24 protein-coding genes are annotated in these 26,770 nt (G+C 68.9%); 16 read left to right on the forward strand and 8 right to left on the reverse strand.

Going from position 1 to position 26,770, the window contains the following annotated elements; translation table 11 throughout:
• Positions 1-4: 4 nt before the first annotated feature.
• Positions 5-1,105: a lycopene cyclase family protein gene (locus tag NNI01S_RS04695; protein ID WP_063018690.1), complete on the reverse strand. Its 1,101-nt coding sequence runs from the start codon at positions 1,103-1,105 to the stop codon at positions 5-7.
• A gap of 433 nt (positions 1,106-1,538) precedes the next feature.
• Here NNI01S_RS04695 and NNI01S_RS04700 point away from each other — a divergent pair, with 433 nt between their 5' ends.
• Entirely contained in the window at positions 1,539-3,749 is a 2,211-nt protein-coding gene (locus tag NNI01S_RS04700; RefSeq protein WP_063017837.1) for an MMPL family transporter, read from the forward strand.
• A 106-nt stretch (positions 3,750-3,855) separates the two neighbouring features.
• On the forward strand, positions 3,856-4,662 hold the full coding sequence (locus tag NNI01S_RS04705) for a hypothetical protein (protein WP_063017839.1): 807 nt from the start codon (positions 3,856-3,858) through the stop codon (positions 4,660-4,662).
• 12 nt (positions 4,663-4,674) lie between these two features.
• Here NNI01S_RS04705 and NNI01S_RS04710 read toward each other — a convergent pair whose 3' ends face one another.
• Entirely contained in the window at positions 4,675-5,439 is a 765-nt protein-coding gene (locus NNI01S_RS04710) for an SDR family oxidoreductase (RefSeq protein ID WP_063017841.1), read from the reverse strand.
• A gap of 167 nt (positions 5,440-5,606) precedes the next feature.
• Here NNI01S_RS04710 and NNI01S_RS04715 point away from each other — a divergent pair, with 167 nt between their 5' ends.
• Positions 5,607-7,238 (forward strand): ABC-F family ATP-binding cassette domain-containing protein, encoded by a 1,632-nt coding sequence (locus NNI01S_RS04715; RefSeq protein WP_063017843.1) that lies wholly within the window; start codon positions 5,607-5,609, stop codon positions 7,236-7,238.
• Positions 7,239-7,319: 81 nt separating this feature from the next.
• On the forward strand, positions 7,320-7,550 hold the full coding sequence (locus tag NNI01S_RS04720; protein WP_063017845.1) for a helix-turn-helix domain-containing protein: 231 nt from the start codon (positions 7,320-7,322) through the stop codon (positions 7,548-7,550).
• 529 nt (positions 7,551-8,079) lie between these two features.
• Here NNI01S_RS04720 and NNI01S_RS04725 read toward each other — a convergent pair.
• Both NNI01S_RS04725 and NNI01S_RS04730 read right to left on the reverse strand, forming a co-directional pair.
• On the reverse strand, positions 8,080-9,006 hold the full coding sequence (locus NNI01S_RS04725) for an MvdC/MvdD family ATP grasp protein (protein ID WP_245675972.1): 927 nt from the start codon (positions 9,004-9,006) through the stop codon (positions 8,080-8,082).
• A 44-nt stretch (positions 9,007-9,050) separates the two neighbouring features.
• Positions 9,051-9,506, reverse strand: coding sequence for a hypothetical protein (locus NNI01S_RS04730; RefSeq protein WP_063017849.1), 456 nt, complete (start codon positions 9,504-9,506; stop codon positions 9,051-9,053).
• 1,039 nt (positions 9,507-10,545) lie between these two features.
• Between NNI01S_RS04730 and NNI01S_RS04740 the strand changes: the two genes are divergently transcribed.
• Positions 10,546-10,728 carry a hypothetical protein gene (locus NNI01S_RS04740; protein ID WP_063017853.1) on the forward strand — a complete coding sequence of 61 codons (183 nt, stop codon included), beginning with the start codon at positions 10,546-10,548 and terminating at the stop codon, positions 10,726-10,728.
• A 264-nt stretch (positions 10,729-10,992) separates the two neighbouring features.
• On the opposite strand, the gene NNI01S_RS04745 is transcribed toward NNI01S_RS04740, so the two are convergent.
• Positions 10,993-11,496 carry a cupin domain-containing protein gene (locus NNI01S_RS04745; protein WP_063017855.1) on the reverse strand — a complete coding sequence of 168 codons (504 nt, stop codon included), beginning with the start codon at positions 11,494-11,496 and terminating at the stop codon, positions 10,993-10,995.
• 70 nt (positions 11,497-11,566) lie between these two features.
• Here NNI01S_RS04745 and NNI01S_RS04750 point away from each other — a divergent pair, with 70 nt between their 5' ends.
• Both NNI01S_RS04750 and NNI01S_RS04755 read left to right on the forward strand, forming a co-directional pair.
• Complete coding sequence (locus tag NNI01S_RS04750; RefSeq protein ID WP_174554365.1) at positions 11,567-12,073, forward strand: MarR family winged helix-turn-helix transcriptional regulator; 507 nt, start codon at positions 11,567-11,569, stop codon at positions 12,071-12,073.
• A 159-nt stretch (positions 12,074-12,232) separates the two neighbouring features.
• The gene (locus tag NNI01S_RS04755) at positions 12,233-13,027 is read left to right on the forward strand and encodes a hypothetical protein (protein WP_063017859.1); all 795 of its coding nucleotides are present in this window, start codon (positions 12,233-12,235) and stop codon (positions 13,025-13,027) included.
• 1 nt (position 13,028) lies between these two features.
• Here NNI01S_RS04755 and NNI01S_RS04760 read toward each other — a convergent pair whose 3' ends face one another.
• Both NNI01S_RS04760 and NNI01S_RS04765 read right to left on the reverse strand, forming a co-directional pair.
• Positions 13,029-13,595, reverse strand: a complete 567-nt coding sequence (locus NNI01S_RS04760; RefSeq protein WP_063017861.1) for a TetR/AcrR family transcriptional regulator — start codon at positions 13,593-13,595, stop codon at positions 13,029-13,031.
• Between the two features lie 113 nt (positions 13,596-13,708).
• Positions 13,709-16,528, reverse strand: a complete 2,820-nt coding sequence (locus NNI01S_RS04765; protein ID WP_063017863.1) for an aconitate hydratase — start codon at positions 16,526-16,528, stop codon at positions 13,709-13,711.
• Between the two features lie 286 nt (positions 16,529-16,814).
• Here NNI01S_RS04765 and NNI01S_RS04770 point away from each other — a divergent pair, with 286 nt between their 5' ends.
• The 9 genes from NNI01S_RS04770 to NNI01S_RS35640 all read left to right on the forward strand — a co-directional run bounded on the left by NNI01S_RS04770 (position 16,815) and on the right by NNI01S_RS35640 (position 26,003).
• The gene (locus NNI01S_RS04770; RefSeq protein WP_063017865.1) at positions 16,815-17,408 is read left to right on the forward strand and encodes an Rv1476 family membrane protein; all 594 of its coding nucleotides are present in this window, start codon (positions 16,815-16,817) and stop codon (positions 17,406-17,408) included.
• Positions 17,409-17,857: 449 nt separating this feature from the next.
• Complete coding sequence (locus NNI01S_RS04775) at positions 17,858-19,276, forward strand: NlpC/P60 family protein (RefSeq protein WP_063017867.1); 1,419 nt, start codon at positions 17,858-17,860, stop codon at positions 19,274-19,276.
• A 133-nt stretch (positions 19,277-19,409) separates the two neighbouring features.
• Complete coding sequence (locus NNI01S_RS04780; RefSeq protein ID WP_063017869.1) at positions 19,410-20,597, forward strand: AAA family ATPase; 1,188 nt, start codon at positions 19,410-19,412, stop codon at positions 20,595-20,597.
• Between the two features lie 26 nt (positions 20,598-20,623).
• Entirely contained in the window at positions 20,624-21,583 is a 960-nt protein-coding gene (locus NNI01S_RS04785; protein ID WP_063017871.1) for a DUF58 domain-containing protein, read from the forward strand.
• The gene (locus NNI01S_RS04790; protein ID WP_063017873.1) at positions 21,580-22,581 is read left to right on the forward strand and encodes a VWA domain-containing protein; all 1,002 of its coding nucleotides are present in this window, start codon (positions 21,580-21,582) and stop codon (positions 22,579-22,581) included. The genes NNI01S_RS04785 and NNI01S_RS04790 overlap by 4 nt, the downstream gene beginning before the upstream one ends.
• Before the next feature lie 200 nt (positions 22,582-22,781).
• On the forward strand, positions 22,782-23,498 hold the full coding sequence (fabG1, locus tag NNI01S_RS04795; RefSeq protein WP_063017875.1) for a 3-oxoacyl-ACP reductase FabG1: 717 nt from the start codon (positions 22,782-22,784) through the stop codon (positions 23,496-23,498).
• 80 nt (positions 23,499-23,578) lie between these two features.
• Entirely contained in the window at positions 23,579-24,415 is an 837-nt protein-coding gene (inhA, locus tag NNI01S_RS04800; protein ID WP_063017877.1) for an NADH-dependent enoyl-ACP reductase InhA, read from the forward strand.
• A 9-nt stretch (positions 24,416-24,424) separates the two neighbouring features.
• Entirely contained in the window at positions 24,425-25,498 is a 1,074-nt protein-coding gene (locus NNI01S_RS04805) for a ferrochelatase (protein ID WP_063017879.1), read from the forward strand.
• Positions 25,499-25,568: 70 nt separating this feature from the next.
• Entirely contained in the window at positions 25,569-26,003 is a 435-nt protein-coding gene (locus tag NNI01S_RS35640) for a hypothetical protein (RefSeq protein ID WP_063017881.1), read from the forward strand.
• An 18-nt stretch (positions 26,004-26,021) separates the two neighbouring features.
• Here the strand turns inward: NNI01S_RS35640 and NNI01S_RS04815 are convergent, their stop codons facing one another.
• Positions 26,022-26,768, reverse strand: a complete 747-nt coding sequence (locus NNI01S_RS04815; RefSeq protein WP_063017883.1) for a S1 family peptidase — start codon at positions 26,766-26,768, stop codon at positions 26,022-26,024.
• Between the last annotated feature and the right edge of the window lie 2 nt (positions 26,769-26,770).

Raw genomic sequence — 26,770 nt, forward strand, 5'->3', positions numbered from 1 at the left:
CCCATCATGGCCGAAGCATCTCGACCTCGCGCGGGAACCGGAATCCGAGTGTCGCGGCCGCGACACGCCGTCGCAGCCGTCCCGGCAGCGCCACGAAGAGCGCGCTCATCGCCGAGGCGGTGCCCGCGAGGTCGGTGCGGCCCGACAAATAGGCGCGCTGGCTGGCCGGGGGGAGTGCGAAGAAGGTGTCGAAGAACAGCGGGAGATCATCGGGCGGCAGCGCCAGCAGCGCTCGCAGCCCGGCGGCGCGCAACCGGTGGACGACGCGGGCCGCGGCAGGCCACACGTCCTGTCCCGCCGCGACCGCGTCGGCCGAGGCCAGCGCGGCGCCGACGCTGTACCCGGTCGCCGGATGCAGGAACCCACCCGCCGCCCCGAATCTCCGTGCCCCCGGACGGCCGCCCTGCACCGGGAATCGGACGTGTTCCACGGGCTCGTCGCCGGTGTATCGGAAGCCCCTGGCGTCGAGCCGGTGCCGCAAGCGTGCGCGCAGTTGCGCACCGGTCAGCGCGGGCCTGCCGGCCAGGCAGGTCTCCTCGAGCAGCATCCGTTTCTCGTCCAGTGGGACGGCGTAGAGGAACGAGGGCAGGGAGCCGGGCGCGGCGCCGTTGTCCGGCCGCCAGTCCATGAACAGCGGATCGAGCCCGCCACAACTTCGCGCGTCCACGATGACGCCGTAGGCGGTCTGCTCGGCCCGCGCGGGCGAGCGGGCCAGTCCGCGCGCATCGATCACCCTGCCGCCGGTGATCGTCGCGCCGGACGCCAAGGTCACCCGCCCGGGAGCGATGCCCGCCGCGCGATCGGCGACGACGTTCGCATCGGACAGCGTCAGCGCGGCCTGCAACCGCCCGGTGTCCAGCACGGCGTACGGGCGGTCCACCCGGTGTGCGCGCGTCCCCCAGGCCAGCGGCCGGGGTACCGTCGCCGCGACGACCTCCGGCGCCAGCCAATCCGGCAACTCGTCGGCCCACGTCGCGTAGGTGGCCGTCCACCTGCGCTCCGGTGCTGGATCCACCACGGTGACCGTGAGCCCGCGCGCCACGGCGCGGTGCGCGAGGGCGCGACCTGCCGGGCCGAGACCGCAGACGACCAAGTCCGGTGTCATCTCACGGCCGTCCGGGTCCACGGGGATGCGATGCGAGGCATGGTCCGAAGCCTCTCATTCGCTCGCTCGACGAGAGCGCAGCCACCGCGGGAACATGCCGCGGCGCGAGGCGAACTCTTCGCGACGCCCGGGGCGGGGCCGCCCAGGCCCGCGTGCCGAAACCTGACTGCGCGGATCGGTCCTTGGACGGGGGAGAGGTCCCCCGCCGGGCGGGTGGGGTCTCGCGCCGACGGAATGTGTTCGCGCTCACCGTAGTTTGTCGCGCGTTGCTAGGATGCCGGGGCGCTGGCGCACGCATCCGGCTCCGGTGCCGGGTGTCGGGTGTCGGCGCACCGGTGCGCCGCGGATGGCGCGCCGGGCAGGTTGCCGACCGGCGACCGCTGGAGTCAGAGCGCGAAAGCGGCACGACCGGAACGAGTTAGGGGTAGACGCAGTGTTCGAACTGACCAGGCGGCGCAGCCGGTGGATCCTGGCCGTGTTCGTGGTGCTCGCATTGGCGATGGGCACGCTGAGCGCGACGCTGTTCGACAAAGTGCAGGGCGGCGGATACATCGACCCCGACAGCGAATCGAGCCGGGCGACCGCGGTGCTGCGCGACACCTTCGGCGAGGCCACCCCGAACTTCGTGCTGCTGGTGCAGACTCGCCGATCGGTGGACGACGACGCCGCAGCCACCGCGGCGACGAACCTGGCCACCGAGCTGAAGTCGGTCTCCGGCGTCGCGGGCGTCACGTCGTACTGGACCGACGAACTGCCCGCGCTGCGCAGCACCGACGGCACCAAGGGGCTGATCGTGGCCAGCGTCCTCGGTGAGGAAGCCGAGGTCGACAAGCGCGTGGGTGACCTCGCCGACCGGTTCGGCGGCACCCATGGCCCGCTCGAGGTGCGCGTCGGCGGCTACGCGATGCTGCTACACGAGACCGTGCAGCAGAGCGAGAAGGATGTCGTGCTGGGCGAATCCATCGCCTTCCCGATCACGCTGATCGCCCTGCTGCTGGTGTTCGGCGGCCTGGTCGCGGCCAGCCTGCCGCTGGTGGTCGCGATGATCACGGTGATGATCACGATGGGCGCGCTGTGGCTGATCGCGAGCGTCACCGACCTCGCGGCCACCGCGACCAACGTCGCCACCCTGCTCGGCCTGGGCCTGGCGATCGACTACAGCCTGCTGATCATCAGCCGCTACCGCGACGAACTGGTCGCCGGTCAGCAGCCCGGCGCCGCGGTCGCCGCGACCATGCGCTCGGCGGGCCGGACCGTCCTGTTCTCCGCCGTCACCGTCGCCGTCGCATTGTCCGGCCTGCTGTTCTTCCCGCTGCTGGCCGTGCGGTCGATGGGCTACGCGGGTCTGGCCGTCGCGGTGATCGCCGCGACGGTGTCGCTGACCGTGCTGCCCGCGATCCTGTTCCTGCTCGGCACCAAGGTCGACAGCGGCCAATTGTGGTGGTTCCTGCGCGCCGCCCGCCCGGCGCCCGGCGAGGGCGCCTGGCACCGTCTGGCCCGGTTCGTGATGATGCGGCCGGTGCCCATCGGGCTCGGCGTGACGGCCCTGCTGCTCGTGCTGGGCGCGCCGTTCCTCGGTGTGCAACTCGGCTTCCCCGACGAACGGTCGCTGCCGGAGTCGATGAACAACCGCCAGGTCACCGAGACCATCCAGCGCGACTTCACCGCCACCGAACAGAACGGGCTGTTCGCGGTACTGCCCGAAAGCGCCTACAGCGCAGCTGGATTGGACGCCTACGCCCGGGAACTGTCGGAGATCGAGAACGTCCGCCGGGTGGACACCGCCACCGGCAGCTACAGCCACGGCGGGCTGCTCACGGCGCCCACCGAGGCCAACGGCCGCTTCCGCGCCGTGAACGCCGCCTATCTCACGGTGATCCCGGACAGCACCGATCCCACGTTGCTGGATCGGATCGCCGACGACGTGCGCGCGACGCCCGCCGCTTCGCCGGTGCTCGTCGGCGGCGTGGCCGCGGCCAACGCGGACGCGATCGACTCGGTGATCTCGGCGCTGCCGTACGCGCTGGCCTTCGTCGTGCTGATCATGGTGGTGGTCCTGTTCCTGCTCACCGGCAGCGTCGTGCTGCCGCTGCTGGCGGTCGTGCTCAGCTTCCTGAGCCTCACCGCGACCTTCGGTGCGCTGGTCTGGATCTTCCAGGACGGGCACCTCGCGGGGCTGCTCGGGTTCACCGTCACCGGCGACCTCCCGCCGACGGTTCCGATCATGCTGTTCGGTGTCGCGTTCGGTCTCGCCATGGACTACCAGGTCTTCCTGCTGGCCCGCATCCGCGAGGAGTACCAGCGCACCCGATCCAACGCACTGGCCGTCACTTCCGGGCTGGAGCGGATCGGCCGGATCGTCACGGCCGCTGCGGTCCTGATCTCGCTGGTCTTCCTCGGCTTCCTGGCCTCCGACATCACCTTCATGAAAGCGTTCGGCATCGGTCTTCCGCTCGCCGTTCTGGTGGACGCGACTCTGGTGCGCGGCTTCCTGCTGCCCGCGGCGATGGAATTGCTCGGCCATTGGAACTGGTACGCGCCCGGCCCGCTGCGCGCACTGCACCGGCGGATCGGTATCGAGGAGGAGCCTGCCGCTCCGGCGGTCGCGGGACGGGAGGACTGGCTCCAGCCCGCGCGGCTCTGAGCCGCGGCGACCGGAGGAGCCCGGCGGTCGGGTAGGGTCTTTCCGGCAGCTCCGGGGAGGCCCACACGGGGTGGGACGGCTGCCGGGAATGTGGAGGCCGACCGCGATGACCTATCCGTCCGGTTCCGGATTCGGCGGTGGCCCAGCGGATCACGGGAAATCGGACGAGGCGCGGCACATGCCGGACTGGGGAAGCATGTCTCCGCCGAGCGCGTACCCGATGCAGGCATGGGAGGCGCCACCGTTGCCTCCGCCGCCCAAGCGCGGAACCGGCGTGATCGTCGCGCTCGCGGTCGGCGTGGTCGCCGTGCTGGTGGCGGTCGGAATCGGCGTGTCGGTGCATTCCCGGGTGCAGGGGCACGCGCAAGCCGAGACCACGTCCGCCGAGACCACCACCCGTGCGGGCGGCTTCCCCAGCACGCGCCCCGCGCGCCCTGCGCCGGGCGGTACGCGTCCTTCCTCGGGCAGGCTCAGCTACACCGAATACGCGAAGGACTGGGACTTCCGATTCGATCGGGTCGAGTTGCACGCCGAATGGGTCGACGGCCGGGATCACGCCGATTGCCATCCCATCGAAGCGGCGGGCAAGCTCACCGGCCTCGGCTGCGTCTACGCGGCGGAGCTGGTGTACCGCGCCGAGGGCGGCGCGCTCATGCTCACCCAGTTCGTCCTCGGCATGGCCGACCAGGGCCGGGCGGCCGCGGCGAAGGACCGGTTCACCGACGCGGACCTCACTCTGCGCCCCGGCAGCTACATCAAGGGCTATGCGACCGGCAAGTGGAAGGACGGCAGCGAGAAGGAGTTCGTGGTGGTGACGCTGGCGACGGCCACCGGTGCGGTCGACGCCTCGACGGTCGAGAAGTACCTGCGCTACCGGCACGCCGACACGATCGGCGCGCTGGCGTTCCGGTAGCGCGGTCGGAGCTCAGATACCGCCGGTGGAGAGCAGACCGCCGTCCACGCGCACCGTCTCGCCGGTGATCCACGCGGCCTCGTCGGAAACCAGGAACCCGATCAAGCGCGCCACGTCCTCCGGGCTGCCCAGCCGCTTCATCGGGTACGCGCTCGCGGCGCGCTCCTCGTCGGCCGAGTACAGGGCGTCGGCGAACTTGGTCTTGATCACGCCCGGGGCGACCGCGTTCACCCGGATCTTCGGCCCCAGCTGCCAGGCCAGTTCGCCGGTGAGATGGATCAGCGCGGACTTGGACGCGCCGTAGGCGGCGATCACGCCGGTCGAGCGGATGCCCGCCACGCTGGCCACGTTGACCACGGCGCCGCCGTGATCACGCATCCACGCCTTGTATGCCTCCTGGATGTAGCCGAGAGCCGCGACCACGTTCACGTCGAAGATCTTGCGCACGGCGTCCAGGTCGGCGTCCATCAGGGAGCCGTAGACCGGGTTGATGCCGGTGTTGTTGATCAGCACGTCCAGCGAACCGAACTCGGTCACCGCCCGCTCGACCGCGGCCGCCCGATCCTCGGCGACGCCCGAGTTGCCGGCCAGAACGACGACCTGGCCCTGGTGCCCCAGTGCGCGCAGTTCCGCGGCGGCCTCCTCCAGCGGATCTTTCTTCCGCGCGGTGATCAGCACGTTCGCGCCGCGACCGAGCAGTTCGGCCGCGACCGCCTTGCCGATGCCACGGCTGGCCCCCGTGACCAGAGCGCTTTTGCCCAATAGATCGGTACTCATGGCATCGCACGGTAGCGCAGCCGACCGCGCGGGCCGTTACCGCCGTCACATGCGGGGTGCTGGAATGGGGGCACACCGTTGGTGCCGGTAAAATCGGTGGTTCTTGTGCGCGTCGGCTCGCACAATCGAGCACGCGTCCAGCACCCACGATCCGCGAGGAGAAGTTTGTGATCACCGCGACCGACCTGGAGGTCCGGGCCGGAGTCCGCACCCTGCTGTCCGCTCCCGGACCGGCGCTGCGGGTGCAGGCGGGCGACCGGATCGGGTTGGTCGGGCGCAACGGCGCGGGGAAGACCACCACGCTGCGCATCCTGGCCGGTGAGGGCGAGCCGTACGCCGGAAAGATTCTCCGCTCCAGCGACATCGGTTACCTGCCGCAGGATCCGCGCGAGGGCAACCTGGACGTGCTGGCTCGCGACCGGGTGCTGTCCGCCCGTGGCCTGGACACGCTGATCCGGGAGATGGAGAAGCAGCAGGCGCTGATGGCGGAGGTCGCCGACGACAAGGAACGCGAGAAGGCCGTCCGCAAGTACGGCCGGCTGGAGGAGCGTTTCTCGGCCCTGGGCGGCTACGTCGCCGAGAGCGAGGCCGCGCGCATCTGTCACAGCCTCGGTCTGCCCGACCGGGTGCTCGGCCAGCCGTTGCGCACCCTCTCCGGTGGCCAGCGGCGCCGAATCGAATTGGCGCGCATCCTGTTCGCCGCTTCCGACGGCAGCGGCGGGCGCTCGGACACCATCCTGCTGCTGGACGAGCCGACCAACCACCTCGACGCCGACTCGATCACCTGGCTGCGCGGCTTCCTGCAGAACCACGACGGCGGCCTGATCGTCATCAGTCACGACGTCGAGCTGCTCGGCGACGTGGTGAACAAGGTGTGGTTCCTGGACGCGGTGCGCGGCGAGGCCGACGTCTACAACATGGGCTGGAAGAAGTACCTGGACGCGCGCGCGACCGATGAGCAGCGCAGGCGCCGCGAACGCGCGAACGCCGAGAAGAAGGCCAGTGCGCTGCGTGCCCAGGCGGCCAAGCTCGGCGCGAAGGCCACCAAAGCGACTGCGGCGCAGAACATGGCCAAGCGCGCCGATCGCCTGCTGGCCGAACTCGACGACGTGCGCGTCGCCGACAAGGTCGCCCGGATCAAGTTCCCCGAGCCCGCGGCCTGCGGCAAGACGCCCTTGATGGCCGAGAACCTGACCAAGGTCTACGGCTCGCTGGAGATCTTCACCGGCGTCGACCTCGCGATCGACCGCGGCAGCCGGGTGGTCGTCCTGGGGCTGAACGGCGCGGGAAAGACCACGCTGCTGCGTCTGCTGGCCGGAGTCGAGCAGCCGACGGCGGGTGGTCTGGTGCCGGGGCACGGTCTGAAGATCGGCTACTTCGCCCAGGAGCACGACACCCTGGACGACAACGCCACGGTGTGGGAGAACATCCGCCACGCCGCGCCGGACGCGGGTGAGCAGGATCTGCGCGGCCTCCTCGGCGCGTTCATGTTCTCCGGTCCGCAACTCGAGCAGCCGGCGGGCACCCTGTCGGGCGGTGAGAAGACCCGGCTCGCGTTGGCCGGACTGGTCTCCTCGGCGGCGAACGTGCTGCTGCTGGACGAGCCGACGAACAACCTCGACCCGGTGTCGCGGGAGCAGGTGCTCGACGCCCTGCGCACCTACGCGGGCGCGGTGGTGCTGGTGACCCACGACCCGGGCGCAGCGGAGGCGCTGTCTCCGGAACGCGTGATCCTGCTTCCGGACGGGACGGAAGACCATTGGTCGGCCGAATACCTGGAACTTATTCAGCTTGCGTGAGTTTCATCACAGGAACCCGTTGATCACGGCCTGCTGAGTGCTTAGCCTGGAAAGACGCTGCTCGGCGACTCGGAGGAAGCCATGAGCGACAGGCCACAAGGCAAGGCCACATTGGGTAAGGGCACACGCGTCACCGGGAAGTCACGCGATCGCCTACAAACCCAGCTGAAGAAACAATATGAGGCGGGTGCGAGCATCCGGTCATTGGCGCGGTCGACCGGCCGCTCCTACGGTTTCATCCACAACGTGCTGGTGGAGTCGCATGTGCAGCTCCGCAGCCGGGGCGGAGCCAATCGCCGCAAGGTTCAATAGCGACGTCACGGCGCGAGCAATCCGCGCCGCGAGGAACCCGTCCGCACTGTCGGGACACGTGGCGGACGGAAGCGGGCTCGCGGCGCGGTGCCCGCTGTCGCGGATGACGGTTCCGTGGGACGGCTGCGGCGGCCTGCCCGGACGGAATGCGCGACCGGATCGATATCGACGACTCCCGAGCCGGACGCCTACCTCGCCGAGCTGCTCGGCGGCGTCGACATCCCCGTTCCCCGGGCGCACGTCCTACGACCTTCCGGCCGGATATCGCATGCGGCAATGCAATCCGGCAGCCCGGTCGGTGACCGCTGGTCGACACCCGGCTCGAGCAGCGGCCGCAGTGCCGGTGAACCGCCATGGCAGCCGCCGGATTCGTCTCCCGGGTCGCGGGGCCTGAAGCGCAACTCCGGCATGCGGGAGATAGTGTGCGCGCCTGCCCGGCCAGCGCGGGTGTTCTCCTGGCTCGACGTGGTGATTCAGCCTCGGCTGCCGAGGTTTCCGCCGTTGTCGGCGCGGACGGCGGTTGTGCTCGTTAGTCCGCCACCATGCCGTCACCGTCCACCAGCAGGTTGGCCAGGCTGCGAAAGATCGGCAGCCCGGTTTTGATCTCCAGGTAGGCGAACTGGCCCTGCGGGTTGACCTCGAGGAAGTAGTATTCGCCGTCGCGGCCGAGCCGAATGTCGAGCACACCGAAGGACAATCCGAGCGCGCCCATCAGCGTGGCCAGCGACTTGCTCACCGAGGCGGGCAGATGGTCGGGGACGAAATCGACCGACGTGTCCAGGCGGGAGTCGACCTTCCCGACGCCGGCCTGCGAGTCGATGCGCACGGTCCACTCGACCCCGTCGACCCAGACCACGCGCAGATCGCAATTGGCGTCGATGTAATCCTGGAAGGTCGTCGGCGCCGAACGAATCGCGGCCAACCTGCCGAAATCGTCCCTGGCGATGATCCTGGTCTCGGCGAACTCCCCGCGGCTGGTACCGGTTCGCTTGTAAACGACCGGGCCGGGTCGGGATTCGACGAAGCTGCGCGCCTCGTCCGGATCATTGGTGATCAACGTCTCCGGCACCGCGAACCCGGCCCGCAACGCGGTCTCCAGTTGCACGATCTTGCGTCCCGCGGTGCGGTCGGCGCCGGGGTCGTTGACCCAATAGGCAGGTATGGACCAGAGCAGACCTTGGATGAATCCATCGCACTCGGCCTGGCGGAAATCGTTGTCCGAGGCGCGGACGCTCGCGGGCACCCGCGCGGGATGGGGGCGCCGCCACCACACCGACCGGACGTCGTCGAGGCCGATCAGGTGCGACAGCGACCGCGCGGTGCCGAGACGATCCAACCGGAAACTGCCGGATTCCCGGGGAAAATCGCGCAGGTCGAGGTGGATCGGGCTGAGCCCGTGGTGTTCTCGCAGGGTCGCCGCCATCGCGGTGGCGTGTAGATCATCGGATTCGGACACGATCAGGACCGAACCACGCCGGCGTGCGGCCATCCGCCTGTCGCTCAGTCGAGGCTGTCGCAGTTGATGCCGTCGTCGCTGCCGTTGATCGTTTTGGTCTGGCAGTAAGTGAACGTCGCCCCGCCCGCGCCCGGAGTGTCGACGAGTTGCAGCCGGTCGGCCCAGGTTTCGGTGAGCTGCCGCAGTTGCTCGTCGCCGAGCGCCTCCGACGGTGACTCCGGGATGGTCATCGGCCGATCGACCAGGTCGATGCGCAACCTGCGGGTGAAATCGGCGGTGGCGCCCGCGCGAATGTCCACCAGCACCGGACGGCCGTCCTGATCGGCGTGCGGCGCCACGGAATCGATCACGCGCAGGACATCGGACCGACTGAAGGTCCACGTTCCCTCGGCGACGCGCACGCTGATCTGCCGGTCCGATTCCGCTACCAGCAGGCCCTGGAGCGGAGGAACGCGGTCAGCGTGCGGCGTCGTCCCGGGAAGGTGGATTGCGTCGGTCATAGCCGTTTCTCCGATCTGCTCACGATTTGCCACGACCCCCGAGTGTGTGAGCGATCCTATCGCGATGAGGGTGTTATCGCTTCGAATCGGGAGATTTCCCGGCCTGCGGCAAACCGAATTCCGATCGATAAGGCCCGAGGGCCGAAAGAATTCCGGTACGCTGTCAATGCGTACGGCGCGATAATCGAGCTAACTCGACGATGTGCTGCTGGACGGCGCTCTTAGCCCGGTATTGGCGGCTGTGCATCTGCACGCTCGTGCACCTCGGCGGAGGGTTGAACCGGAGACCGGATGCGACTGTTTGCGCGCACCGCATCGCATTTCTCCATCTGCGGGCCCGGTGCGTCCTGCTCGAACTGCTCGAATCCGGTTGCGCGTGCTGGGGTCTCGCGGACGTCGGCTGCTGTTCGCGTTGCGCTCGGCTCACCAGGCGGGCTCGGCGATCGATCGCACCGCCCGCGACGATCCGAAAGGCAAGATGTTTCCGCGGGTGCTGCGACCGGCCATCGCGCCGAGCCGGAGATCTGGTCGCTCGCACAGCCGGTTCCCGCCGTACGGCCCGTCGGTCGGCGCAGCGGGCGCACGGTCTCGCGGCTGGACACCGAATTCGACGGCGGGCACCGGCTTTACATTCCCGAATGGAGAAGGTGGTCATTGCACGGCCTGAGGACGCTGCTCCGTCGTGCGAATCCGGCGGCGCCGAAGGCGCCGGAGCAGTCGGCTCGACAGGCCCGTGATGGCCGGGGACGGGCGGCGTCGGGCTGAGGGCCGCCGGTCCGGTCCGTTCGAGCAGGCTGGGAAGACTCCTCCGTTTGGTTTCGGATCGCATCGCCGCCGGTCGCCATGCCGTCTCCGGGTGGCGGGTCGCGTCATCTCGCCGAGCCACATCGCCGAAAGGTTGCGAAGGCAGTGATGGCCAGGTAGCGGGCCTTGCCTGCTGTCCGGCATCGGCGGATGATCGATCAGAGCCTCCCGGGTACTCGGATGCGCTTGCCGGGTCGGGCTCGGATCGCCCTATCGCTCAGCCAAGGAAATCACGATGATCACCAAAGCCACGCAAGCGATCGCCGCAACCGCGCTCGTCCTGGCCATGGGCGCATTCTTCGCTCCGGCGGCCTCAGCCGCACCAGCCTCACCAGCACCGACGACCGACGCGCTCGGATCGGTAGCGGTGTGCCTGAACGTGCCACTCGGCTCGGTCAGCATCAGCTTCTGCATCTGAGACCGCCGCACGGAACCGGCGAGCGGACGACGCACACAGTGCCGTCCACCCGGTCGGGCCCGGCTGCCGTAAATCGCCCTCCGGTACGCCCGGGATCGGGGCGAGCGGGGACGCGTTCTGCAGGCGTCGGCGGTGGGCGCGGTGTACCTGGCCGACGGGTGAAGCCGAGCCGCGTCCCGTCCTTGCGGAGCAGTTTACGGATCCGGCGGCGATCGTCAGGCTCCTCACCTCTCCGTGCACGCGGATCCGGGCCGCGCCGGAAAGTCAGCCCCGGTTCGCGTTGCGCTCCGCCCACCAGTCGGGAGCGTCGATGAAGTGGTTGTCGAACTCCTCCTGCGCGGCGGCGAGTTCGGCCACCGGGGATTCGCCCGAGGCGATCCGCTCCAGCAGCCGGAAGTACTCGAATCGCTGCACGCCCGGGGTGAGCGCGATGAGGATGCGCGCCGTGCTGCCGGGCGCGGCGCCGAAGGCGTGCGGCATGAATTTCGGGACGACGATCGACCCGCCCGCGCCGACGGTGACGATCCGGTCGCCGGCCAGCAGTTGCAATTCCCCCTCGGTAACGTAGAAGAGTTCATCGGAACGCGTGTGGTAGTGCGGTGCCGCGCCGTCCGCGCCGCGATCCATGCTGACCTCGAGTGTGCTCAGGCCGCCGCCCGCCTCCTCGGCGTCGATCAGCAGGCGCAGGGTGACTGAGGTGGTGCGCAGCGTCTCCGCGTCCTGCGACTGGCGGATCGCGACGTCCTTGCGGGCAGTGGGGGTGTTCATGAGAGGCTCCAATAGTTCGTTAGATGATAATTCGCTGCCGAACTATATCTCGACGAATAGAATCTTGTCCATGACCGAGCGGGAGACCGACGCCGTGGACGCGATCGTGGCGCAATGGGAACGGGAACGACCCGACCTCGATCTCGAGGCGATGGCCGTGGTCGGACGGCTGGGCCGGCTGCTGGTGGTGGCTCAGCGGGAGATCGAGGCGGTGTTCGGCAAGCACGGCCTGCAACGCGGTGAGTTCGATGTGCTTGCCGCGCTGCGTCGTTCGGGCGAGCCGTTCGAACTCAACCCCTCCGTGCTCGCCGACACGCTGATGCTGTCGCGGGCGGGCATGACCGGACGGCTGGACCGGCTGGAGTCGGCGGGACTGGTGCGGCGCGTGGCCGACGCGCACGACCGCCGGGCGGTGCGCGTCGCCCTCACCGAGGCGGGGCGCGAACTGGTCGACACCGTGGTCACCGAGCACACCGCCAACGAGACCCGGCTGCTGTCGGTGCTCACCGCGGGCGAGCGCCGGGAATTGGACCGGATCGCGCGAATCCTGTTGAGCAGCATGGAACCGTACGCGTAATCGCGATAGCTCACGCAGCCGCCCACTCGCCGAATCGCGTGCTACGTGGAAGAACTCGTGCTGCGATGAGGTAGCCCACTACTCGTGTCAGCACGCCGCGACGGGTCTACCGTGGGGTTTCGCGCCGAAGGGGTCGGCGCGGTTGTGCGAGGAGGCACGATGATCGACATCATCACTCTCCGCGGCACCGGTGAGCCGCGCAACTCCGACGGAACGCCCGCGGGCATGCTGCACGACGTCACGAAACTACTCGATACCAGCAGATTCAGCTGCTTCGAACCGGATTGGCCCGCTTCCGTCGGCCCCGTACCCGAGGCGTGGGGCCCTTCGCTGGAGACCTCGGTGCGGCTCGGGGTCGCGGCCGGGGTGAAAGCGATCCAGGACTCGCCGAATGTCTGCGGCCTGCTGAGCTATTCGCTCGGCGGCATCTGCGCCAGCCGCATCCTGGAGGGTGTCCAGTCCGGAAGGTACAAGAACACCGACGGCACGCCGCTGGAAATCGCCTTCGTGGTGAACCTCGCCAACCCCCTGCGCCGCGCCGGGCAGTCGGTGGCGAATCTGTGCCCGGCGAATACATTCGGTTTGCACGGGCAGCGGGGCGCGTGGCCGGCCGCGGTCGCGGTCCGCGAGTACGCCAATCCCGGCGACATCATCACCGCGTCCCCGGCGGACTCGCCCTTGCGCGTCATCGACGTGGGCATCTCGCCGTTCTCCTTCGTGGAGGGCGCCCGGATCGGCGATGTCGCACCGCTGATCTTCGCCGAACTACTCGAAGTCCTGCTGCGCGACCCGATCGCGAATCTCGCGCGCTACACGGCCGCCGTACGCGGTGTCATCGGCTATCTGACTCCGTGGCCCGACGGCCAGCACGTGCTCTATTCCGGACGGAACATGCCCGGGACGAACGTCCTGTGGACGACGCACGCCGCGGAGTACCTCAACGCGACGTACTAGTTCACTGCCTACGACGGACCGACGCCTCGACCAAATCCAGCACGGCCGAGAGGTTCTCGTTGGTGTGTCCGGAAGCGATTCGGGCGATCAGTCCGTCGAGAACCAGGTCGAGGTAGCCGAGCAGGACGTCGGTGGGCACGTCGTCGCGCAGTGCGCCCGCGGCCTTGCGGCGTTCCAGGCGGGCCAGGGTGGCGGCGGTGAGCTCGGCCGAACGCTGGGTCCAGCCCGCGCGGAACTCGGGATCGGTGCGCAGCCGACGCGCGATCTCCAAACGCGTTCCGAGCCAGTTGAACTGCTCGGGGTGGGCGAGCATGTCGCGCATCACCTGCACGATGCCCTGGTTGGCCGCGACGTCGGCCATGCGTTCGGCATCTTCCTGGGCGAGGGCGAGGAACAGCGCGTCCTTATCCCGGAAGTGGTGGAAGATGGCACCCCTGGATAGCCCGATCTCCTCCTCGAGGCGGCGCACGGTGGCGCCGTCGTAGCCGTATTCGGCGAAGCAGCGACGTGCTCCGTCGAGAATCTGGCTGCGCCGGGCGGCGAGGTGATCGTCACTGACCTTGGGCACGGAATCCTCCAGTGGGGAAACACGGACCCCCGCATCGGCGGTCCACCGATGCGGGGGTTCTCGCGAACACTAGACCTCAGAGGCGCGAAGAAGCGCCGCCGAAGGTGGCGCGATCAAGCACCGATCATGTTGCGCAGCACGTACTGCAGGATGCCGCCGTTGCGGTAGTAGTCCGCCTCACCGGGGGTGTCGATCCGCACCACCGCGTCGAAGGTGATCTTGTCACCGTTCTCCTTGGTGGCGGTGACCTTCAGCGTCTTCGGGGTGGCACCCTCGTTCAGCTGGGTGATGCCCTCGATGTCGAAGGTCTCGGTGCCGTCCAGCTTCAGCGACGCGGCCGATTCACCCGCCGGGAACTGCAGCGGGATGACGCCCATGCCGATGAGGTTGGAGCGGTGGATGCGCTCGAACGACTCCGTGATGACGGCCTTCACGCCCAGCAGGCTGGTGCCCTTTGCGGCCCAGTCACGCGAGGAGCCCGAACCGTACTCCTTGCCACCGAGCACGACCAGCGGGACGCCCGCGGCCTGATAGTTCTGCGAGGCGTCGTAGATGAACGCCTGCGGACCGCCGGGCTGGGTGAAGTCACGGGTGTAACCACCCGAGACGTCGTCGAGCAGCTGGTTGCGCAGCCGGATGTTGGCGAAGGTGCCGCGGATCATCACCTCGTGGTTACCGCGACGCGAGCCGTAGGAGTTGTAGTCCTTGCGCTCGACGCCGTTGGCCTCCAGGTACTGGGCGGCCGGGGTGCCCGGCTTGATGTTGCCCGCCGGAGAGATGTGGTCGGTGGTGACCGAGTCGCCGAGCAGCGCGAGCACCCGGGCGCCCTTGATGTCGGTGACCGGCTCCGGCTTCTGCGGCATGCCCTCGAAGTACGGAGGTTTACGCACGTAGGTGGACTCGGCGTCCCACTCGAAGGTCTTGCCCTCCGGCGTGGGCAGGCTGCGCCAGCGCTCGTCACCGCGGAACACGTCCTTGTAGTCCTCGAGGAACATGTCGCGGCTGATGACCCGGTCGATGGTCTCCTGGATCTCCTGCGGCGAGGGCCAGATGTCCTTCAGGAAGACGTCGTTGCCCTCGGTGTCCTTGCCCAGCGGGTCGTTCTCGAAGTCGAAGTCCATGGTTCCCGCGAGCGCGTAGGCGATGACCAGCGGCGGGGAGGCCAGGTAGTTCATCTTCACGTCGGGGGAGATGCGGCCTTCGAAGTTCCGGTTGCCCGACAGCACCGCGGTGACGGTGAGGTCGTTGTCGTTGACCGCCTTGGAGATCTCCTCCGGCAGCGGGCCGGTGTTGCCGATGCAGGTGGCGCAACCGAACGCGACCAGGTTGAAGCCCAGCTTGTCCAGGTACGGCCACAGGCCGGCCTTCTCGTAGTAGCCGTTGACGACCTGCGAACCCGGCGCCATGGACGTCTTCACCCACGGCTTACGGGCCAGGCCCTTCTCCACCGCGTTGCGCGCCAGCAGGGCCGCGCCGAGCATGACCGACGGGTTGGAGGTGTTGGTGCAGGAGGTGATCGAGGCGACCACGACGGCGCCGTGGTCGAGCACGAAGTCGCCGTACTCCTCACTGCGCACCGTCACCGGCTTGGACGGACGGCCCTCGGCGCCGTTGGCCGCCGACACCAGCGACTCGGCGCCGTCGTCGGCGAAGGACAGCACCGCCGGGTCGCTCGCGGGGAAGGACTCCTCGACGGCCTCGTCCAGCTTGGTGTGCGGGGCGTCGGCGGCGGGGCCGCTCTCCGCGTCGTTGGTGTAGTTGTGGATGTCCTTGCGGAACGCGATCTTCGATTCCGACAGCAGGATCCGGTCCTGCGGGCGCTTGGGACCCGCGATGGACGGCACCACGGTGCTCAAATCCAGCTCGAGGTACTCGGAGTAGGCGGGCTCGGTGTCGGGATCGTGCCAGAGGCCCTGCTCCTTGGCGTACGCCTCGACCAGCGCGACCTGCTCGTCGGAGCGGCCGGTCAGGCGCAGGTAGTCGACGGTCACGTCGTCGATCGGGAAAATCGCGGCGGTGGAGCCGAATTCGGGGCTCATGTTGCCCAGGGTGGCGCGGTTGGCCAGCGGCACCTCGGCGACGCCCTTGCCGTAGAACTCGACGAACTTGCCGACCACACCGTGCTTGCGCAGCATGTCGGTGACGGTGAGGACCACGTCGGTGGCGGTCACGCCCGGCCGGATCTCGCCGGTCAGCTTGAAGCCGACGACGCGCGGGATCAGCATCGAGACGGGCTGGCCCAGCATGGCCGCCTCGGCCTCGATGCCGCCGACGCCCCAGCCGAGGACGCCGAGGCCGTTGACCATGGTGGTGTGCGAGTCGGTGCCGACACAGGTGTCGGGGTAGGCCTGACCGTTGCGGACCATGACGACGCGGGCCAGGTGCTCGATGTTGACCTGGTGCACGATGCCGGTGCTGGGGGGAACGACCTTGAAGTCGTCGAACGCGGTCTGGCCCCAGCGCAGGAACTGGTAGCGCTCGCCATTGCGCTGGTACTCGATGTCGACGTTGCGCTCGAAGGCGTCGGCGCGGCCGAAGACGTCGATGATGACGGAGTGGTCGATGACCATCTCGGCGGGGGCCAGCGGGTTCACCTTGTCCGGGTCGCCGCCGAGGGTGGCCACTGCCTCGCGCATCGTGGCCAGGTCGACGATGCACGGCACGCCGGTGAAGTCCTGCATGATGACGCGGGCGGGCGTGAACTGGATCTCGGTGTTCGGCTGCGCCGAGGGATCCCAGCTCGCGATGGCGCGAATGTGATCGGCGGTGATGTTGGCGCCGTCCTCGGTGCGGAGGAGATTCTCCGCGAGGACCTTCAGTGCGTAGGGGAGTTTCTCGGTGCCGGGCACGGCGTTGAGGCGGAAGATCTCGTAGGAGTTGCTTCCCACCTCGAGGGTGCCCTTGGCGCCGAAAGTATCGATACTTGTCGTCACGTCAGCTCCACTCGTCTGTGAGGGCGGCCACCGGCGGGGCTGTGCCGGCGGCCGAGTCTTCGGAGGTGCTCCGGCGCCGCTCGAGCGCCGGTTCCTCGCGCCTACGACCTTAACAGTACGCTTGTCCTGTGAAACACCAGGGGGCGGTTCGGCGTGCCGCGAGCGCGGGATGCGACACTCCGTCGCGTACTGTGCTTTCGAGCCAGCAAGGGGGATCTTGCTCGCCCTGCAGTGTTGGATGCCCGTCGCTTCGGTTGCCGATGCGGCTCGACAGACCGGATGGAAGATGACCGCCCCGCACAACTCGGTTTTCACCCCTATGGCCGCCGAATTGCCGCCGAATGTCACCACCGACACCGTGCGCTCGCTCAACGCCGATCTGGCCGACGATCACGTCGCGACACTGACCGGGAAGAACAAGACGGAGCTGGCTGCCATCGCCGCGGAGGCGCGCTCGCAGGGAATCCCGTTGAGCATCGTGGTCGTCCCCGGCAATCCAGGACACGACTCGAGCCTACGGGACTTGGCCACCGAGGTGGGCAAGACCCAGCACGGCACCGTGGTCGTCTTCAGTGACGACTGGGTGGGCACCTACAGCGACTCGATCAGCCGCGTGCGACTGGAATGGGCCGAGGACGCCGCGAAGGGCACGCAGGGCCGCAGCGGGGAGGCCGCGAGCATCTTCACCGCGCGCTTGGAGGCGCCGGAGTCGGTGTCCTGGACCGCGATCACCTGCGCGCTGCTCGGCGGGACGGCAGCGCTCATCGCCGGGCTGTACTGGGTCAAGACCCGGCGGGCGGGGGACGACCGAGGTCTCGTGGGTACAGCGGGTGATCGACGGGCGCCGGAGGGCGAATCGTCCGACACTCGCAGCGTCTGAGTTCGCGCCCTGCGAGTTCGCGCCGAGCCGCTTCTGTGATCCGGTCCTCGGCCGACTCGATCCGATCGGGCGCCAGGCGCGGTTCCGATCGCCGCACCGCGCCCTGACGCAGGTGCGCGAGCCGGTGGCGCGCCTTCGCTCGATGCGAAGGTCCACGTCTTCCGACCTGGGGATCAACCGGGCCGCCGGTAGGTATACAGCTAACTTTCGGAGCGGTTGGTCTGTTATGCGGCTGCGAAGTTTGTCCCGACTCTAGCAAATTTCAAGCAAACAAAGAATTGCGCGCGTCCGCGAGCTGGATGCCGTTTTGTCGGTGACGTAAGTGTCGTACGGTTCGAATGGTCCCTGATGGGGAATATGTGTTTCCAGAGGCCATCTGTCGACCACAGTGCGTCATGGTTCGCCTGATGCCGTAGAGGATTGCCGGAATCCGGTCCCTTGGAGGTGTGATGCGCAACATCGGCGGGCTGCTCCCCCGGCGCCGACTATCGGTCGCTGCGGGATTGCTGATCTCGGTCGCCGTAGTGGTCACGACCGGGCCGGTCGCTGCTGTACCACCTCCTCCGCCAAATCCCAGCGACGCGCAGATCGCACAGGCGGGCGGGCAGGTCGACGCCGGCGTCGCCGAAGTGGGCACCCTGATCAACCAGGTCGCCGTCGCCGATCATCAGCTGGGGCAACTCGACGACGCCGTGGCGCAGCGGCGGGAAGACGTCAACAAGGCACTGGTGGATCTGCAGGCCGCGCGCGACGCCGCCGACGCGGCCGCCGTCGTGGTGGTCGACACCCAGCTGGCTCTGGCCGACGCGGCGGTCCAGGTGGGCCGAGCGCGCCGCAATTTCGATCAGTTCGCCACCCAGGTCTACACCCGCCCCGGCTCCGACTCGATGGTCACCTATCTCGCGGCGGCCACCCCGGCGGTGGCGCTGGACCGGGCCCAGTTGCTCGATCTGGTATCCAAGAACCGTCAGCAGGTGCTGGACGGCCTGCGGCGCGCCCAGATCGATCAGGGCAACAAGAATTCCACCGCCCGGCGGGCGAAAGCGGACGCCGACGCGGCCGCCGCGACGGCCGCCGCGCGCAAGACCGATGCCGAGCACGCCGTGGCCGCGGCCAAGGCCGAACTCGACCGGCAGGCCGCCCAGCGTGACGACCTGCTGCGGCAGCGCCAGGACGCGCAGGGCCGGCTGGATCAGGCGCGGCAGAACGTTGCGGGGCTGCAGGATCAGCGTGACGCGTACCTGGCCTGGGACGCGCTGCGCAAGGCGGAGGAGGCCGCGGTGCGGGCCGCCGCCGCGGCGGCCGCCGCCCGCGCGGCCGCCGACCAGGCCGCCCGCGACCGAGCCGCCGAAGTGGGCACCGGAAAACGCCCGCACACCCAGCTGGAGGACACGCCCCCACCCCGGCGCAGCGCGCCACGACCGAAGACGCCTCCGGTCGGGGGCTCGTCGGCGATCGAGATCGTGGTCGATCGCGCCATGGCACAGCTCGGTGTCACCTACGCCTGGGGCGGGGGCGACGAGGACGGCCCGACCCTCGGCATCCGCGATGGTGGCGTGGCCGACAGCCACGGCGATTACAACAAGGTGGGCTTCGACTGCTCCGGGTTGATGGTCTACGCCTTCGCGGGCATCGGGGTCTCGCTGCCGCACTACAGCGGCTACCAGTACAACGCGGGCACGCGGGTGCCGGTCGGCGACCGCGAACGCGGCGACATGTTGTTCTGGGGACCGAACGGCAGCCAGCACGTGGCGTTGTACCTGGGCGACGGGCAGATGGTGGAGGCGCCGGAAAGCGGCGACGTGGTCAAGGTGTCCCCGGTCCGCGAGGGCGGCATCATGCCGTTCGCGGTGCGCATCGTCTCCTGATTCCGGACATTCCGGGCGCCGAGCCGGGCCGCCGGACCTCCGAATTCCCATTCTGTCGGGTCCGGTTGCGGCACCGGCCGTGATTACCTGGAATAGTTGTGGCAGCACGCACAGGACCAAGGCGAAAGCGGGGATGTTGGTGACTTCGACGGACGGTGTGAGCGGAGCGAACTCGGCGAAGGATGCGCCGGTCTCCACGCCCGGCACCCTCGAGCGTGACGTCCAGACCCTGGAGAAAGCGATCTACGAGGTCAAGCGGGTGATCGTCGGCCAGGATCGACTGGTCGAACGACTGCTCGTCGGCGTTCTCGCGCGTGGTCACGTCCTGCTCGAAGGCGTCCCCGGCATCGCGAAGACCCTCGCCGTGGAGACCTTCGCCAAGGTGGTCGGCGGCTCGTTCGCACGCGTCCAGTTCACGCCCGACCTGGTGCCCACCGACCTCATCGGTACCCGCATCTACCGGCAGGGCCGCGAGCAGTTCGACACCGAACTCGGCCCGGTGGTGGCGAACTTCGTGCTCGCCGACGAGATCAACCGCGCGCCCGCCAAGGTGCAGTCGGCGCTGCTCGAGGTGATGGCCGAACGGCATGTGTCGATCGGCGGCAAGACCTACCCGATGCCCGACCCCTTCCTGGTCATGGCGACGCAGAACCCGATCGAGAGCGAAGGCGTCTACCCGCTGCCCGAGGCGCAGCGCGACCGCTTCCTGTTCAAGGTCGTCGTGGACTACCCCTCGGTCGAGGAGGAGCGCGAGATCATCTACCGGATGGGTGTCACCCCGCCGGAGGCGAGCCGCATCCTGGCGCCGGAAGACCTGATCCGCCTGCAGAAGGTCGCGGCCAACACCTTCGTGCACCACGCCCTCGTCGACTACGTGGTCCGGGTGATCGCGGCGACCCGCAAACCGGCCGAATTCGGCATGCAGGACGTGGCCAGCTGGATCTCCTACGGCGCCTCGCCGCGCGCCAGCCTGGGCATCATCGCCGCGGCCCGTGCGGTCGCCCTGATCCGCGGCCGCGATTACGTCGTGCCGCAGGACGTCGTCGAGGTGATCCCGGATGTGCTGCGCCACCGCCTGGTGCTGTCCTACGACGCGCTCGCCGACGAGATCAGCCCGGAGGACGTCATCAAGCGCGTCCTGCAGACCGTCGGCCTGCCGCAGGTCGCCCCGCAGGCCGTCGCGCCCGGTGTGCCCGCGGCCCCGGCGCAGAGCGCGCCGCAGCAGCAGATGCCGCAGCCGCCCGCGCCGCAACAGCATGCCGTTCCCCAGCCGCCTAACGGGCATCAGTCGCAGCCCGCGGGCACCCTTCCGCCGAAGTGACCTCGGCATCGGATCCGGTTGCGCCAGTGCCGACGTCGCCGTCCCACGCACCGCCGTCCTTCCACGCGGGGGAGCTGACCGACCCCAGGCTCACGGTCGCGCTCAAGACCCTCGAACTCACCGTGCGCCGCAGGCTCGACGGCGTGCTGCACGGCGATCATCTCGGTCTGATCCCCGGACCCGGCTCCGAGCCGGGCGAGGCGCGCGCCTACCAGCCGGGTGACGACGTGCGCCAGATGGATTGGTCGGTCACCGCCCGCACCACCCATCCGCACGTGCGGCAGATGATCGCCGACCGGGAGTTGGAGACCTGGATGGTGGTCGATCTGTCGGCCAGCCTCGATTTCGGCACCGCCGCCTGCCAGAAGCGGGATCTCGCCATCGCCGCCGCGGCCGCGATCACCCATCTGACCAGCGGCGGCGGCAACCGGATCGGCGCCGTCGTCGCCACCGGAGAACGGTTGACCCGCATTCCCGCGCGCGGCGGGCGCGTCCACGCGCAGTCGCTGCTGCGCAGCATCGCGACCACGCCGCACGCGCGCGACGGTGTGCGCGGCGATCTGCGCGGCGGCATCGAATCGCTGCGCCGCCCGCAGCGCAAACGCGGACTCGCGGTGATCATCAGCGATTTCCTGGGTGACATCGACTGGCAGCGTTCGCTGCGCGCGATCTCGGCCCGGCACGATCTGCTCGCGGTCGAGGTGCTCGACCCGCGCGACCTGTCGCTGCCCGACATGGGTGACGTCGTGCTGCACGACCCGGAGACCGGGCGCACCCGCGAGTTCAGCGTGACCTCCACGCTGCGCGCCGATTTCGCGGCTGCCGCGCAGCGCCACCGCGAGCAGGTCGAACAGGCCCTGCGCAGCTGCGGCGCTCCGGTGCTCACCTTGCGAACCGATCGGGACTGGATCGCCGACGTGGTCCGGTTCGTGTCCACCCGGCGCCACAGCTTCGGCGCCCCGACCGGGCGGGTGCCACGTCAGTGAGTATTTCGCATTTCACCGCACAGATCTGGCTCGGATTCCTCGCCGTCATCGCGCTGATCGCGCTCGGCTATGTCCTGGTGCAGCGCAACCGGCGCAAGCACATGTTGAAGTTCACCAACATGGAGCTGCTGGAGAAGGTCGCTCCGTCGCGACCGAGCCCGTTCCGCCACGTAGCGGTCGCGCTCCTGCTGGTCGGCCTGGTGTTCCTGACCGTCGCCGCCGCGGGACCGACCGCGGTCAAGAAGGTGCCGCGCAACCGCGCGACCGTCATGCTGGTGATGGACGTGTCGCTGTCGATGGAGGCGACCGACGTCGCCCCGAGCCGCATCCAGGTCGCCGAGAAGGCGGCCAAGGAGTTCGTCGACGGCCTGCCCGAGGGCGTGAACATCGGTTTCGTCACCTTCGCAGGCACTGCCTCGGTGATGGTGTCGCCGACGACGAACCACGAGTCCGTGAAGGCGTCGATCGACAACGTGAAGCTGGCCGAGCGCACCGCGACGGGTGAAGGCATTCTCACCGCGCTGCAGGCGATCGAGACACTTGCCACGGTGCTGGGCGGTGCGCAGGAGCCGCCACCGGCCCGCATCGTGCTGATGTCGGACGGAAAGCAGACGGTCCCGGCGTTCGAGGACGTCGACAATCCGCGGCACGAGTACGTCGCGGCCCGTCTGGCCAAGAGCAAGAACGTCCCGATCTCGACGATCTCGTTCGGCACCAGCTGGGGCGAAGTGGAGATCCCACGAGAAGACGGCAGCAAGGACCGGGTGCGCGTCGCGGTGGACGACGACGCCATGCGCGAGCTCGCACGGCTGTCCGGCGGGGAGTTCTACACCGCCTCGTCGCTGCAGGAGCTGACCAAGGTCTACGACACCTTGGAGCAGCAGATCGGGTACGAGCTGACCAGAGGCGACGCCAGCCGCCCGTGGCTGCTGCTCGGGCTGCTGGTCATCGCGACGGGCGTGATCACAGGTCTGCTGTATCGCCAGCGGCTGCCGTAGCGGTACCTATCGCGCAGGTGCGCGCAACACTCGACCGGCCGGTGGTCGCCCTCGCGGGCGGCCCCGGCCGGTCGGCGTTCGCAGCGTCGAGTCGTGGTGTCGTTGTGCAGTTTCACCAATGCTCCGGCACTCCGGTGTCGGTTCGACAGACGGGGCATCCCGGTCGTGAGCTATCGATCCGACCAGGTAGGTTGAACCCCATGTCGAACCTCACATCCCGGTCGGTCCTGGTGACCGGCGGTAACCGCGGCATCGGACTCGCGGTCGCGCAGCGTCTGCTTGCCGACGGTCACAAGGTGGCCGTCACGCATCGTGGGTCGGGGGTGCCGGACGGCCTGTTCGGTGTGAAATGCGATGTGACCGACAGCGAGTCGGTGGACGGCGCCTTCGCCGAGGTGGAGGCGCACCAGGGCCCGGTGGAGGTGCTGGTGGCCAACGCGGGCATCACCGACGACACGCTGCTCATGCGGATGACCGAGGAGCAGTTCACCAAGGTCCTCGACGCCAATCTGACCGGTGCGTTCCGGTGTGCCAAGCGGGCGAACCGCGCGATGTTGCGTGGGCGCTGGGGCCGGATGATCTTCCTCGGCTCCGTGGTCGGCATGAGCGGCCAAGCGGGCCAGATCAACTACGCCTCCTCGAAGGCCGGTGTGATCGGTCTTGCTCGCTCGATCACCCGCGAGCTCGGTTCGCGCTCGATCACGGCGAATGTCGTCGCCCCTGGCTTCATCGAGACCGACATGACCGCCGACCTGCCCGACGAGATGCGCGACATGGCCAAAAAGTTCATCCCCCTGCAGCGGCTCGGGCAGCCGGAAGACATCGCGGCCGTCGTCAGCTTCCTCGCCTCCGAGGATTCCGCCTACGTCTCCGGCGCGGTGATCCCCGTCGACGGCGGCATGGGCATGGGCCACTGATCACCCTCCACGCGTAGCGCGGCCGGTCCCGGCCGCCCGCAGCCAACCCCACATTCGAAATTCAGGAGAACCGAGAACTCATGGGCGGACTGCTCGAAGGCAAGACCATCCTGGTCACGGGCATCATCACCGATGCGTCGATCGCGTTCCGAGCGGCGGCCGTCGCGCAGGAGCAGGGCGCGAAGGTGATCATCACCGGTATCCCGGAACGGCTGCGGCTGATCGACCGGATCGCCAAGCGCCTGCCGCAGGAGGTCCCGCCGGCCATCGGGCTCGACGTCACCAGCGAAGAGGACCTCGCCGGCCTCGCCGACAAGGTGCGGGAACTGGCTCCCGAGGGGATCGACGGAGTGCTGCACTCGATCGCGTTCGCGCCCCGCACCCTGATGGGCCCGGAGGCCCGGCCGTTCCTCGAGGGTCCGGGCCCGGACGCGGCCAAGGCGTTCGAGATCTCGGCGTGGAGCTACGCGTCGCTGTCGCGCGCGGTTCTGCCGGTGATGAACGAGGGCGGCTCGATCGTCGGCATGGACTTCGATCCGCGCACCGCGATGCCCTACTACAACTGGATGGGTGTGGCGAAGGCGGCGCTGGAGTCGGTGAACCGGTACGTCGCGCGGGAAGTGGGCGCCGCCAAGAAGATTCGTTCCAACCTCATCGCCGCGGGCCCGATCAAGACGCTGGCCGCCAAGGCGATCGCGGGCACCGCGACGGACGACGCGGCCAAGCTCAACCAGCTCAACACCTACTGGGACGGCGCGTCGCCGATCGGCTGGGACGTCGACGACCCGACGGTGGTGGCGAAGTCGATCGTGGCGCTGCTGTCGGACTGGCTGCCGGGCACCACCGGCTCGATCATCTACGTCGACGGCGGAGCCAGCCACAACACCTGGTTCCCGGAGAACATGGCGACCAACTGAGCCGATCGGATGGGAGAGACCGTGCACCGGACCGCCGACGCGCTGCTGCTGCTGTCCTTCGGCGGTCCGGAGCGTCCCGACGATGTGATGCCCTTCCTGGAGAACGTCACCCGGGGTAGGGGAGTGCCGCGCGAGCGTCTGGAAGCGGTCGCCGAGCATTATCTGCATTTCGGCGGTGTCTCGCCGATCAACGCGCTCAATCGTGCCATCATCGCGGCGGTCGAGACCGAACTGGCCGCCGCGGGCTTCGAACTGCCGGTGTACTTCGGCAACCGGAACTGGCATCCGATGGTGGAGGACACCGTGGCGCGGATGGCCGCCGACGGCGTGAGCTCCGCCTTGGTCTTCCCGACGTCGGCCTGGGGTGGATACTCCGGATGCCTGCAGTACCACGAGGACATCGCCAGGGCGCGAGCGGCTTTCGGCGCGGGCGCGCCCGAGTTGCTGAAGCTGCGCCAGTACTTCGACCACCCGTTGCTGATCGAGGCGTTCGCCGACGCCATTCGCGCGGCGCTCGGGCGGCTCCCGGCCGGGCAGCGCGCCGCCGCACGACTGGTGTTCACCGCCCACTCCGTCCCGGTGTCGGCCGACGCCGCCGCGGGTCCACCCGCCGACGGCGGGCGGCTCTACAGCCGTCAGGTCGCCGAGGCCGCGCGATTGTGCGCCGCCGCAACAGGTCTCACCGACTACGACGTGGTCTGGCAGTCTCGTTCCGGTCCGCCGCAGGTGCCGTGGCTGGCACCGGACATCGTCGACCACCTGGAAGACCTCGACGCCAAAGGTGTCGAGGCCGTGGTGGTCTGCCCGGTGGGCTTCGTCTCCGACCATCTCGAGGTCATCTGGGACCTCGACAACGAGGCCGCGCAGAAGGCCGCGGAACTCGGTATGAGCTTCGCGCGGGCCGCGACGCCGGGAAGCGATCCGCGTTTCGCGAAGCTGGTCGTCGAACTGGTCTGCGAGCAGTTGCGCGGCGCCGAGTCGCGGCGGCTCGGAGCGGTCCCCGGTTACGGCTGCACGAGCGACGGCGCCCCCTGTGTCGTCGGCTGTTGCGCGGCGCCGCGCCGTCCCAGCACTGGGAATTGAGTGGAAACAGGCCCGGTAGCATCGCCTGCGACCTATAGCCGATCCGACTTCTCCGGGGGGAGAACTCTCTATGACTTATGCCGACGTGCTGACCCACGCCGCCGTGCTCGATCCGCATGCCTGGTCCGACTCGAATGTATGGACTGTGGCTCTCGACACCACCGAGGCCAGGCGCCGCAGCCGCAGTAGAGGCGGCGGCGGCTTCTCCCTCGGTGGTCTGCTGTTGTGCATCGGAGTGGTTGCCCTCGTCATCGGCCTATTGGTCTGGCTGAGCAAGCGGAACAAGAACCAATCCCAACAGCAGCAGCACCAGCAACAGCAGTATCCGCAGGCGCAACAGTATCCGCAGCCCTATCCTCCGCAGCAGGGTATCGCCGGGCAGCCGCAGTACCCCGCCCCGCCGCAGTACCAGCAGCCCTACCAGCCGCAGCAGCAACCGCAGTATCAGCAGTACCCGCAACAGCAGCAGTATCCGCCGCAGCAGCAGTACCAGCCGCCGCATTGACCCCACCGTGCCGGCTACTCAGAAATTGGTGGCGCTCACCCGGGTGTAGACCGTGGGGAAGCCGGGGCGCGCCGCACCTACGCCCCAGGACGTGAGACCGGTGAGCCGCCCGTCCACGAGAAGCGGCCCGCCGCTGTCGTACTGGGCGGTGTCGGCGGCCGGAGTGCCCGCACAGAGCATGGTGTGCGGGTCGAAGGCCGAACCGTAGGCGGCGGCGCACTCGCCGTCGATGGCCAGCGGGACGTTCGCGGCGCGCAGCCGGGTGTTGGCTTCGTCGGTTTCCGAGGTCGCGCCCCAGCCGAGGATCGTTCCGGTGCCCAAAGCGGCGGCAGCGACGGTGATCGTGGGACCAGGCTGCGGCTCGTCCAACGTCAGGATCGCCATATCGTTCTGATAGGCGGTCGTCGTGTCGAGAACGGTCGCCCGGAAATCCGGATGGATGCGAATGTTCTTGACGTGCACCGTGTTTCCCTCACGTCCGCGCAGGTCGTCGCGGCCGAAGGTGGCGGTGAGCGTCTGCGCCAGGGGCTGAGCCAGGGCCACGCAATGTGCCGTGGTGATCACCTGATCCGGCGCGATGAGCGCGCCGCCGCAGAACTGGCCGGAAGCGCGGGTGAGGAACAACGGCGTGCCGATGGCCGCCAGCCACGGATACTCCGCGGTCGTCGCCTCGGCGCCGCCCACGATCGCCGCCGCCGGGGCGTGCACCGCGAGACCTAGCAGTACCGCGAGGGCGGCCGTGCGGCAACGACGGGAGAAGCGCATGT

The sequence above is a fragment of the Nocardia niwae NBRC 108934 = DSM 45340 genome (assembly GCF_001613465.1).
In the GTDB taxonomy this organism is placed as follows: Bacteria; Actinomycetota; Actinomycetes; order Mycobacteriales; family Mycobacteriaceae; genus Nocardia; species Nocardia niwae.

Excerpts from the sequence above, each read along its gene's own strand:
- NNI01S_RS04695 (WP_063018690.1), bottom strand. The coding sequence starts at position 1,105 with ATGACACCGGACTTGGTCGTCTGCGGTCTCGGCCCGGCAGGTCGCGCC.
- NNI01S_RS04705 (WP_063017839.1), top strand. The coding sequence starts at position 3,856 with ATGACCTATCCGTCCGGTTCCGGATTCGGCGGTGGCCCAGCGGATCAC.
- NNI01S_RS04710 (WP_063017841.1), bottom strand. The coding sequence starts at position 5,439 with ATGAGTACCGATCTATTGGGCAAAAGCGCTCTGGTCACGGGGGCCAGC.
- NNI01S_RS04720 (WP_063017845.1), top strand. The coding sequence starts at position 7,320 with ATGAGCGACAGGCCACAAGGCAAGGCCACATTGGGTAAGGGCACACGC.
- NNI01S_RS04730 (WP_063017849.1), bottom strand. The coding sequence starts at position 9,506 with ATGACCGACGCAATCCACCTTCCCGGGACGACGCCGCACGCTGACCGC.
- NNI01S_RS04740 (WP_063017853.1), top strand. The coding sequence starts at position 10,546 with ATGATCACCAAAGCCACGCAAGCGATCGCCGCAACCGCGCTCGTCCTG.
- NNI01S_RS04745 (WP_063017855.1), bottom strand. The coding sequence starts at position 11,496 with ATGAACACCCCCACTGCCCGCAAGGACGTCGCGATCCGCCAGTCGCAG.
- NNI01S_RS04750 (WP_174554365.1), top strand. The coding sequence starts at position 11,567 with ATGACCGAGCGGGAGACCGACGCCGTGGACGCGATCGTGGCGCAATGG.
- NNI01S_RS04755 (WP_063017859.1), top strand. The coding sequence starts at position 12,233 with ATGATCGACATCATCACTCTCCGCGGCACCGGTGAGCCGCGCAACTCC.
- NNI01S_RS04770 (WP_063017865.1), top strand. The coding sequence starts at position 16,815 with ATGACCGCCCCGCACAACTCGGTTTTCACCCCTATGGCCGCCGAATTG.
- NNI01S_RS04775 (WP_063017867.1), top strand. The coding sequence starts at position 17,858 with ATGCGCAACATCGGCGGGCTGCTCCCCCGGCGCCGACTATCGGTCGCT.
- NNI01S_RS04780 (WP_063017869.1), top strand. The coding sequence starts at position 19,410 with ATGTTGGTGACTTCGACGGACGGTGTGAGCGGAGCGAACTCGGCGAAG.
- fabG1 (WP_063017875.1), top strand. The coding sequence starts at position 22,782 with ATGTCGAACCTCACATCCCGGTCGGTCCTGGTGACCGGCGGTAACCGC.
- inhA (WP_063017877.1), top strand. The coding sequence starts at position 23,579 with ATGGGCGGACTGCTCGAAGGCAAGACCATCCTGGTCACGGGCATCATC.
- NNI01S_RS04805 (WP_063017879.1), top strand. The coding sequence starts at position 24,425 with ATGGGAGAGACCGTGCACCGGACCGCCGACGCGCTGCTGCTGCTGTCC.
- NNI01S_RS35640 (WP_063017881.1), top strand. The coding sequence starts at position 25,569 with ATGACTTATGCCGACGTGCTGACCCACGCCGCCGTGCTCGATCCGCAT.
- NNI01S_RS04815 (WP_063017883.1), bottom strand. The coding sequence starts at position 26,768 with ATGCGCTTCTCCCGTCGTTGCCGCACGGCCGCCCTCGCGGTACTGCTA.